We start from the raw sequence: 9,274 nt of genomic DNA, 5'->3' as shown, positions 1-9,274 counted from the left end.
AAGGGCTCGCTGGCCCCCGGCGACGTGCTGATGCTGTTCACCGACGGCCTGGTGGAAGCCTCCGACCGGGACATGGCCGAAGGCATCGACCGGTTGACGGGCGAAGCCGACCGCTACGTCACGAGCGGCTTCGAGGGGGCGGCCTGGCACCTGATCGAGGCCTGCGCCAAGGACGTCAACGACGACCGCGCGCTGCTCCTCCTGTCACGCCGCGCCTGAACCGTACGAAATCGGGCCGAGCGGCGCGGACGTCAGCGAGACGTCTCGGTGTCACTCGAACGCGTGGATTCCCACCCGGACACGGGGACCTTCCCCCACCCGGGTGGGGCCCCTCATACCGCGGTCGGCGTCTTCTCCCGTCCCGCGGCCGCCTCTCGCCCGCCGGGCAGGAGCCGGGCGAGCCGGTGCGGGCGCCCGGCGGCCAGCGGTGCGAGGACCGCCAGGACGAGCACGTACCCGGCGATGAACGGGGGGAGTCGTTCGTCCAGGCCCGCGCCGGCCGCCATGGTGGCGAGGATGAGCGCGAACTCACCGCGGGCCATCAGCGTCGTGGAGATGTTCGACGCCGCGACCGGGCCGAATCCGTAGACCCGTGCGGAGAACACGCCGGACAGCACGTTCATCGCCACGGTCAGCGCGACCGCCGCCAGTACCGGCCCCAGGACACCGGGCAGGTCGCCCGGGTCGATGGAGAGCCCGAACGCGAAGAAGAAGATGGCCCCGAAGGCGTCCCGCAGCGGATGTACCAGCTTCATGATGCGGGCGGCCGATGTCGTGCTCCCCAGCATGAGGCCCACCATGAAGGCGCCGATGGCGTCCGCGACCCCGAACCAGTCGGAGACGCCGGCCACGAGGACCGCCGCCCCCAGGAAGGAGACGACCAGCAGCTCGTCGTCCCGCGTGCTGATCAACCTGCTGATGACCTTGGTGCCGAAACGGGCCACGAGCGCCAGCAGCACCAGGAAGCCGAACGCCTTGCCACCGTCCCGCAGGGCCGCGCCCAGGCCGTCGGAGTGGGACAGGACGGGTTGGAGTGCGGCCAGGTAGAGGGCGAGGAAGACGTCGTCGACGACGATGATCCCGAGGATCGGCTTGGTCTCCGGGCTGTTCAGCCGTTTCAGGTCGACAAGGATCTTCGTGACGATGGCCGAGGAGGAGATCCCGATGACCCCGGCCAGGACCAGCGCCTCGGCGTTGCCCCACCCCAGGACGAATCCGAAGCCGAGCCCGGCGCCGACGTTGAGGACCAGGTAGACGGTGCCGGCGAGCACCATCCTGCGGCCGCCCGCCTTCAGGTCGTCGAGGTGGAACTCCAGCCCCAGGTAGAAAAGCAGCAGGACGAGACCGAGAGCGGAGAGCATCTCCAGCTCGTGGGGGTCGTCGACGAGGACGATCCCGGGGGTGTGGGGACCGAGCAGGATGCCGGCCAGGATGAACAGGGGAATGGTCGGCAGCCCGATGCGGCCGCCGACGCGGGCGAGTACGGCGGCCGCCAGGAAGGCGCCGCCCATGGCGATGAGCGTGTCTGCGTGTCCGATGAGCCTGATCCTTAGGTCAAGAGAGCGTCAAGGAATCGTCAGTAATTAGTTTACCGAACGATTGAAGCTGCAACTGTGACCTGCGGATCCGCGCCGGTTCCCACGGCGTACAGTCCGCTCATGCCCACTCCGTACCTGACCCTGGCCGAGGTCGAGGCGATCGCCCGCGAGGCCCACAGCGACCGGACCGACAAAGCCGGGCGCCCCTACACCGAGCACCTGGCCGCGGTCGCCGAGGGGGTACGAGCCCGGGGCGGCACCGATGAGCAGATCGCGGCCGCCTGGCTGCACGACGCGGTGGAGGACGCCGCGCTCTCCCGGCAGTGGCTGGACGGAGCCGCCCTGCCGGAGCGGGTCAAGGAGATGGTCCTCGCCGTCACCAAGCGGGACGGCGAGGACCCGGCCGCCTACGCGGGGCGCGTCCTGGCCACCCCGGGGGCCCTGCTGATCAAGGAATCGGACCTGGCGCACAACGCGGACCCTGAGCGCCTCGCGGTCCTGGATCCCGCTACGCGAGCCCGGCTGGCGGAGAAGTACGCCCTGATGCGCGGGCTGCTGGCACCGGCCGGAGGGGGACTGCCCGCCGGCCGGGGGGAAGGGGGCGGACCCGCCACGCCCTGAGGGCGGAGCGGCGGGGACCCGTCGGAGCACCGGACCCCCGTACGGAGGAGGACCGGACGCCCGTACGGGCTCAGCGCTTCGCCGGCTCCCGGCGGAACGCCCAGTCCATGTCCGGCTCGGTGGCGAAGCGGAACGCGCGCCGCACCGGCGGGGTGCACAGCGCGGTCACGGCACCGGCGGCGACGAGGGAGACGAGGACCAGTCCGGCGGGCCCGGAGAGCCACTCGAACCGGTCGGCCAGCCCGACGTATTCCACGCCCTTCACGAGGAAGCCGTGCAGGAGGTAGCCGCAGATCGTCCCGGCGCCCAGCGCGGTGAACCAGAAGTGCCGGCGAGGGGTGAGGGCCAGGAACCCGACGGTGAGCGCCAGGGCGCACACGAACATCGCCAGGTACAGCACGAGCCCCGACCACCAGGGCGCTCCCAACTCCTGAGCGCTGCTGCTGTGGTAGAACCAGCCCAGTTGCATGCGCGGTGCGAGCCAGTAGGCGAAGAGCACGGCACCCGCGAACAGCGGGACGGACAGCAACCGCACCTCGCGGCGCCTGATCAGCTCGAAGTGCTCGGGCTTGAGGGTGAGTCCGAGGACGAAGAACGGCAGGAACTGCAGGACGCGCTGCAGGTCGAGGTCCTCGCCTATGCCCGGCGTCACCATGGCGAGCAGGGCGACGGCGAGCGCGACCGGCAGCGGGTGGCGCAGCGAACGCCACAGCGGAGTGGTGACGCGCCAGATGAACAGGGCGGCCAGGAACCAGGTGAGGAACATCGGGTCGAGCAGGCTGATGGGCGTGTCGTCGTAACCGCCCACGTAGCGCCTGAAGAGCGAGTAGGCCGTCTCGAACAGGATGTAGGGCACGGCCACCGATGTCACGAGCCGCTTGACCTTGGCCGGACTCATGTCGAACGAGCGTGAGAAATACCCGGACACCAGGATGAACGCGGGCATGTGGAACGAGTAGACGACCATGTACAGCGCCCGCGCGGCGCGGCTGCCGTCCATCACCGGCTCCCAGGAATGAGCCACGGCCACCAGGACGATCGCGAGGTACTTCACGTTGTCGAACCACGCGTCACGCCGTTTTGCCGGCGCCGCGGCCGAGGGAGCGCGGAGGGGGGCCGGCCCGGCGGCCGTCGCCGTCCGCGGTCGGGGGCCGCGCTCCGGATCCCGGGTCTCCGGGGGGATCGGCGCCCTGTGAATCTCGCTCGGAGCTCTGAACATCTAAGGCACCTTAGACCCGTCGATCGGTGTGCGTAAAACGCGTCGGAGAAATCGCGTCTTCCCGTAGTACGGAAAACGAAACCACCGACAACCGCCCGCTTTAGGGTGTTATGAACACCCCAAAGGGGGCATACCGGCGCCGGGTTGGGGCCGTGAATTGCGCCGCACCGCCGCACGGCGAAATGCTGTGAATGAAGTGTGCCGATATGGAAACGGTCACACCGGTGAATAGGTGAATGGCCGTCCCACAGCGGACTCACAGTTTTCGGCGCGCTCCCCGTGCGGGCCGGCGCCGTGACTTCCCGTATGCCTCACCGTGCGGCCCCGGTCCCCGGCCGCGGGGCCCGGTGGACGGCCGGCGCACACCCGCGTCAGCGACGCGCTCCCGCACACGACCGCCACACACCGGCGCGCGCGGGCGTGCGAGTTGGCGAGATCCGGCCAGTCGGGTTCGTCACCCGGCCACACCACCAGAGGAGTTGGTGGCACGATGGTCGCGACGGGGGTGTGCTCGGCCGCACACCGCCGGGCCGGCAAGGCGGACCGACCAAGGGTGTGATCAGTCGTGGCCATTTCACTGTCTGTGGTGCTTCTGCTGGGGATCGTCCTGGTGGTGCTCATCCGCGGCGGATCCCTCAAGGGCGGACCGGCGGTCGTCGCCGTGCTCTTCGGCTTCTTCCTCGCGTCCACGGGGATGGCGCCGTCGATCAACAGATTCATGAACTCGATAGCCGACACGATCAACCAGATCAGCTTCTGACCGGCCACGCGGGCGGGCCCGTCCCGGCCCCGGGCGGACCGGCCCGCCCGGGCGTACGACAGGAGCCCGGTCCGGCAGCTGGCTGCCGGACCGGGCTCCTGTCCGTGGAGCGGGCGACGGGAATCGAACCCGCGTAGCTAGTTTGGAAGACTAGGGCTCTACCATTGAGCTACGCCCGCACGCATCGCACCGCAGGTCCGTGGACCGCGGCACGGGAAGCATCGTAGCGGGTCGGGGAAGGTCCGCGCACACCCGTATCCGGCGTGGCCGGTGGCCGCGGCGGGAAAAGGCCGACGCACCGCTTGCGGGCATGTACCCTACGTGTCGCACCGACGGGGTGTGGCGCAGCTTGGTAGCGCGTCCGCTTTGGGAGCGGAAGGTCGTCGGTTCGAATCCGGCCACCCCGACCACCAGCAAGATCGCACAGGCAAGATCGCGTTGTGGGAGTCATCCCGCTTGCCGTTACTATGCAAATTGCGTGCCCGTGTGTCTGATGTACCGGGCTCGATCCGCGAAGCCGCCTCTCGGCGGCCCAGCAGAACCCCAAGAAGTCAGCCACCAAGGAGACCGAACCGTGAAGAGCGCCGTGGAGACCCTGAACCCGACCCGGGTTCGGCTCAGCATCGAGGTGCCCTTCGAGGAGCTCAAGGACAGCCTCGACGCGGCGTACAAGAAGATCAACCAGCAGGTCACGGTGAAGGGCTTCCGTAAGGGCAAGATCCCCAACCGGGTCATCGACCAGCGGTTCGGCCGTGGTGCTGTGCTGGAGGAGGCCGTCAACGACGCCCTCCCGAAGTTCTACACCGAAGCTGTCAACGAGGGTGAGCTCAACGTCCTGGGCCAGCCCGAGGTCGACATCACCGAACTCAAGGACGGCGAGCTGCTGGCCTTCACCGCCGAGGTGGACGTCCGTCCCGAGATCGAGATTCCGGACTACTCCGGCATCGAGGTCACCGTGGACGCACTCGAGGTCACCGAAGAGGACGTCGACAAGGCCGTGGAGCAGCTGCGCGAGCGCTTCGCCTCCACGAACCCGGTCGAGCGCGCCGCCGCCGAGGGCGACGTCGTGACGATCGACCTGGAGGCCAAGGTCGACGGAGAGGTCCTGGAGGACGGCGTGGCCGCCGGTGTCTCGTACACCATCGGTTCCGGCGAGCTCCTCGACGGCATCGACGAGGCCGTGACCGGCCTGGAGGCCGGTGGCGAGGCCACCTTCACCTCCGAGCTGAAGGGCGGCTCCGCCGAGGGCAAGGCGGCCGAGGTCACCGTCAAGGTCACCGCCGTCGCCTCCCGCGAACTGCCCGAGCTGGACGACGACTTCGCGCAGATGGCGAGCGAGTTCGACACGCTGGCCGAGCTCCGCGAGGACAGCCGCAAGCGCCTCGAGAACACCAAGCAGTACGACCAGGCCACCCAGGCCCAGGAGCGCGTCCTGGACGAGCTGCTGAAGCTGGCCGAGGTCCCGATCCCCGAGAAGCTCCTCGCGGACGAGGTCCAGACCCGCAAGCACAACCTCGAGCACCACCAGCTCGGCCAGATGGGTCTCGACCTCGAGAAGTACCTCGAGATCCAGGGCAAGACCCTGGAGGAGTTCGAGAACGAGACCTCCGAGCAGGCCGTCAAGGGCATCAAGACCCAGTTCATCCTTGACGAGCTCGTCAACAAGGAGAAGCTGAACGTCAACCAGGAGGAGCTCACCGAGCACCTCATGCGGCGTGCCGCTTCCTCCGGCATGAGCCCCGACCAGTTCGCCCAGGCCGTCGTCGAAGGCGGCCAGGTGCCGATGCTCGTCGGCGAGGTCGCCCGCGGCAAGGCGCTCGCCGTCGTCGTCGAGGCCGCCAAGGTCGTCGACACCAACGGTGAGATCGTCGACCTCGAGGACGACGAGGACGAGGCCGCCGAGACGGTCGAGGCCGCCGAGGACACCACCGAGGCAGCCGGCGAGGAGAAGGACGGGAAGAACGAGGCCTGAGCCTCGATCCGACCGTTGATCTGATCCGCACGACGGGCCCCGGACAGTGATGTCCGGGGCCCGTCGCCGTATCGGGCCCGGGCGCCCGGGAACCCTTGTGCGGACTGCTGACCTTGCGCTCCCAGCGAACAGTTGGGGAACCGGGATGGCGTTGTCCCACCTGCGCGTTAGGGTCCATGAAGAGGAAGGGTCGGGTAGTCCCGGCCCACCCGGTACGAAGACGCTGAGACGGCCGGAGCCGTCAGAGACGAGCAGGTGGATACGTGACGAATCTGATGCCCTACGCCGCCGGAGAGCCGTCCCTCGGTGGAGGCCTCGGTGACCAGGTCTACAGCCGACTGCTCGGCGAGCGCATCATCTTCCTCGGTCAGCAGGTCGACGATGACATCGCCAACAAGATCACCGCACAGCTCCTGCTCCTTGCCGCCGACCCGGACAAGGACATCTACCTCTACATCAACAGCCCCGGCGGCTCGGTGACGGCCGGCATGGCGGTCTACGACACCATGCAGTACATCCCGAACGACGTGGTCACCATCGGCATGGGCATGGCGGCCTCCATGGGCCAGTTCCTGCTCACCGGCGGCACCGCGGGCAAGCGCTTCGCGCTCCCGAACACCGACATCCTCATGCACCAGGGCTCGGCCGGCATCGGCGGTACCGCCTCGGACATCAAGATCCAGGCCGAGTACCTGCTCCGCACGAAGAGGCGGATGGCGGAGATCACCGCGCACCACTCCGGCCAGACCGTGGAAACGATCATCCGTGACGGCGACCGCGACCGCTGGTACACCGCGGCGGAGGCCAAGGACTACGGCCTCATCGACGAGATCATCACGTTCGCGTCGGGCATCCCGGGCGGCGGCGGCACCGGCGCCTGATCCGGCCCCACCGGACCTCGCGCTCCCGCAGACCTCTCGTACGCCATTCGTACGCCGAGCAGCCCCCCAGCCCACTTGAACGCCACCAGGATGGTGAACACCCACATGAACAACTTCCCCGGCGCCTCCGCGAGCGGCCTCTACACCGGCCCGCAGGTGGACAACCGCTACGTCGTCCCGCGCTTCGTCGAGCGCACCTCGCAGGGTGTGCGCGAGTACGACCCGTACGCGAAGCTCTTCGAGGAGCGCGTGATCTTCCTCGGCGTCCAGATCGACGACGCCTCGGCCAACGACGTCATGGCGCAGCTGCTGTGCCTGGAGTCGATGGACCCGGACCGCGACATCTCGATCTACATCAACAGTCCCGGCGGCTCGTTCACCGCGCTCACCGCGATCTACGACACGATGCAGTTCGTGAAGCCGGACATCCAGACGGTCTGCATGGGCCAGGCGGCCTCCGCCGCCGCCGTCCTGCTGGCCGCGGGCACGCCGGGCAAGCGCATGGCGCTCCCGCACGCCCGGGTGCTCATCCACCAGCCGTCCTCGCAGACCGGCCGTGAGCAGCTCTCCGACCTGGAGATCGCGGCCAACGAGATCCTGCGGATGCGCACCCAGCTCGAGGAGATGCTGGCCAAGCACTCCACCACCTCGCTGGAGAAGATCAGCGAGGACATCGAGCGCGACAAGATCCTTACCGCGGAGGACGCTCTCGAGTACGGTCTGGTGGACCAGATCGTCTCCACCCGCAAGACCACAGCCGGCGCGTCCGTCTGACGTCGGTCTTTCCCCTTGGCACATTCCGTTTTTCGCGGCCCCGGCCGTGTGAACCGTGCCAAGGGGGGCCCGAACGGGGGGTCAGGCAAGGTACCGTCGGATAGAGGCACCAGGAGCCGCTGAACCAGGCTGCTCCCAGGCGAAGGGGAAGCACCTCGTGGCACGCATCGGTGATGGCGGCGACCTGCTCAAGTGCTCGTTCTGCGGAAAGAGCCAGAAGCAGGTGAAGAAGCTCATCGCGGGACCCGGTGTGTACATCTGCGACGAGTGCATCGATCTCTGCAACGAGATCATCGAGGAGGAGCTCGCCGAGACCTCCGAGGTGCGGTGGGAGGAACTTCCCAAACCGCGTGAGATCTACGAGTTCCTCGAGGGGTACGTCGTCGGGCAGGAGCCCGCGAAGAAGGCCCTCTCGGTCGCTGTGTACAACCATTACAAGCGGGTCCAGGCCGGGGAGAACGGCGGCGGCAATCGCGACGACGCGATCGAGCTCGCCAAGTCGAACATCCTGCTGCTGGGCCCCACGGGCTCGGGCAAGACGCTGCTCGCGCAGACGCTGGCCCGCATGCTCAACGTCCCGTTCGCCATCGCCGACGCGACGGCGCTGACGGAGGCCGGTTACGTCGGCGAGGACGTCGAGAACATCCTGCTGAAGCTGATCCAGGCCGCGGACTACGACGTCAAGAAGGCCGAGACCGGGATCATCTACATCGACGAGATCGACAAGGTCGCCCGCAAGAGCGAGAACCCGTCGATCACCCGCGATGTCTCGGGCGAGGGCGTCCAGCAGGCCCTGCTGAAGATCCTGGAGGGCACCACGGCCTCCGTGCCGCCGCAGGGCGGGCGCAAGCACCCGCACCAGGAGTTCATCCAGATCGACACGACGAACGTGCTGTTCATCGTGGGCGGCGCGTTCTCGGGTCTGGAGAAGATCATCGAGTCGCGGGCCGGCGCCAAGGGCATCGGTTTCGGCGCGACGATCCGTTCCAAGCTGGAGATCCAGGCGAGCGACCAGTTCCAGGAGGTCATGCCGGAGGACCTGGTGAAGTTCGGGATGATCCCCGAGTTCATCGGCCGCCTCCCCGTGCTGACCTCGGTGCACAACCTGGACCGCGAGGCGCTGCTGCAGATCCTGATCGAGCCGCGCAACGCCCTGGTGAAGCAGTACCAGAAGCTGTTCGAACTCGACGGGGTGGAGCTCGACTTCGAGCGGGAGGCGCTGGAGGCCATCGCCGACCAGGCGATCCTGCGGCAGACCGGCGCCCGTGGTCTGCGGGCCATCATGGAGGAGGTCCTCCAGTCCGTGATGTACGAGGTGCCGTCCCGCAAGGACGTGGCCCGCGTCGTCATCACCCCGGACGTCGTCCGCAACAACGTCAACCCGACGCTGGTCCCGCGCGAGCCGCGCACGATCGGCAAGAACGACGGCGGCCGCCACGAGAAGTCCGCGTAGCCGCGGCCACACCGCGTACGCGCCGAAGGGGCGCCCGGCCGCCGGCCGGGCGCCCC

At 68.4% G+C, this 9,274-nt stretch carries 9 protein-coding genes and 2 tRNA genes; 8 read left to right on the top strand and 3 right to left on the bottom strand.

Annotation, left to right across the window (positions count from 1 at the left end; all coding sequences use genetic code 11):
* Positions 1-219 (top strand): SpoIIE family protein phosphatase (locus ABZ371_RS24070; protein WP_358683132.1); only part of this gene is annotated, 219 nt, incomplete at its 5' end.
* A gap of 113 nt (positions 220-332) precedes the next feature.
* Here ABZ371_RS24070 and ABZ371_RS24065 read toward each other — a convergent pair.
* Positions 333-1,511, bottom strand: a complete 1,179-nt coding sequence (locus ABZ371_RS24065) for a cation:proton antiporter (protein WP_358683130.1) — start codon at positions 1,509-1,511, stop codon at positions 333-335.
* Between the two features lie 147 nt (positions 1,512-1,658).
* Here ABZ371_RS24065 and ABZ371_RS24060 point away from each other — a divergent pair, with 147 nt between their 5' ends.
* Complete coding sequence (locus ABZ371_RS24060) at positions 1,659-2,159, top strand: HD domain-containing protein (RefSeq protein WP_358683128.1); 501 nt, start codon at positions 1,659-1,661, stop codon at positions 2,157-2,159.
* A gap of 70 nt (positions 2,160-2,229) precedes the next feature.
* On the opposite strand, the gene ABZ371_RS24055 is transcribed toward ABZ371_RS24060, so the two are convergent.
* Positions 2,230-3,378 (bottom strand): acyltransferase family protein, encoded by a 1,149-nt coding sequence (locus ABZ371_RS24055; protein WP_358683126.1) that lies wholly within the window; start codon positions 3,376-3,378, stop codon positions 2,230-2,232.
* Between the two features lie 565 nt (positions 3,379-3,943).
* Here ABZ371_RS24055 and ABZ371_RS24050 point away from each other — a divergent pair.
* Positions 3,944-4,138 carry a hypothetical protein gene (locus tag ABZ371_RS24050; RefSeq protein WP_145801539.1) on the top strand — a complete coding sequence of 65 codons (195 nt, stop codon included), beginning with the start codon at positions 3,944-3,946 and terminating at the stop codon, positions 4,136-4,138.
* 105 nt (positions 4,139-4,243) lie between these two features.
* Here ABZ371_RS24050 and ABZ371_RS24045 read toward each other — a convergent pair.
* A tRNA-Gly gene (locus tag ABZ371_RS24045) sits at positions 4,244-4,317 on the bottom strand.
* Positions 4,318-4,471: 154 nt separating this feature from the next.
* Here ABZ371_RS24045 and ABZ371_RS24040 point away from each other — a divergent pair.
* The 5 genes from ABZ371_RS24040 to clpX all read left to right on the top strand — a co-directional run bounded on the left by ABZ371_RS24040 (position 4,472) and on the right by clpX (position 9,218).
* Positions 4,472-4,548, top strand: a tRNA-Pro gene (locus tag ABZ371_RS24040).
* Positions 4,549-4,712: 164 nt separating this feature from the next.
* Complete coding sequence (tig, locus tag ABZ371_RS24035) at positions 4,713-6,110, top strand: trigger factor (protein WP_358683124.1); 1,398 nt, start codon at positions 4,713-4,715, stop codon at positions 6,108-6,110.
* Positions 6,111-6,385: 275 nt separating this feature from the next.
* The gene (locus ABZ371_RS24030) at positions 6,386-6,991 is read left to right on the top strand and encodes an ATP-dependent Clp protease proteolytic subunit (RefSeq protein WP_358683134.1); all 606 of its coding nucleotides are present in this window, start codon (positions 6,386-6,388) and stop codon (positions 6,989-6,991) included.
* 90 nt (positions 6,992-7,081) lie between these two features.
* A complete protein-coding gene (locus ABZ371_RS24025) occupies positions 7,082-7,765 on the top strand; it encodes an ATP-dependent Clp protease proteolytic subunit (protein ID WP_069172792.1) in 684 nt (227 codons plus the stop codon).
* A 157-nt stretch (positions 7,766-7,922) separates the two neighbouring features.
* Positions 7,923-9,218 (top strand): ATP-dependent Clp protease ATP-binding subunit ClpX, encoded by a 1,296-nt coding sequence (clpX, locus tag ABZ371_RS24020; RefSeq protein ID WP_358683122.1) that lies wholly within the window; start codon positions 7,923-7,925, stop codon positions 9,216-9,218.
* Positions 9,219-9,274: the final 56 nt, after the last annotated feature.

Source organism: Streptomyces sp. NPDC005899 (genome assembly GCF_040629645.1).
Lineage (GTDB): Bacteria > Actinomycetota > Actinomycetes > Streptomycetales > Streptomycetaceae > Streptomyces.
The sequence above is the reverse complement of the archived record's forward strand: the minus strand, read 5'-3'. Positions and strand labels throughout refer to the sequence as shown.

Bases quoted from the DNA above. Each gene is read 5' to 3' on its own strand.
- ABZ371_RS24025 (WP_069172792.1), top strand. From the start codon at position 7,082: ATGGTGAACACCCACATGAACAACTTCCCCGGCGCCTCCGCGAGCGGC.
- ABZ371_RS24055 (WP_358683126.1), bottom strand. From the start codon at position 3,378: ATGTTCAGAGCTCCGAGCGAGATTCACAGGGCGCCGATCCCCCCGGAG.
- ABZ371_RS24030 (WP_358683134.1), top strand. From the start codon at position 6,386: ATGCCCTACGCCGCCGGAGAGCCGTCCCTCGGTGGAGGCCTCGGTGAC.
- ABZ371_RS24065 (WP_358683130.1), bottom strand. From the start codon at position 1,511: ATGGGCGGCGCCTTCCTGGCGGCCGCCGTACTCGCCCGCGTCGGCGGC.
- ABZ371_RS24060 (WP_358683128.1), top strand. From the start codon at position 1,659: ATGCCCACTCCGTACCTGACCCTGGCCGAGGTCGAGGCGATCGCCCGC.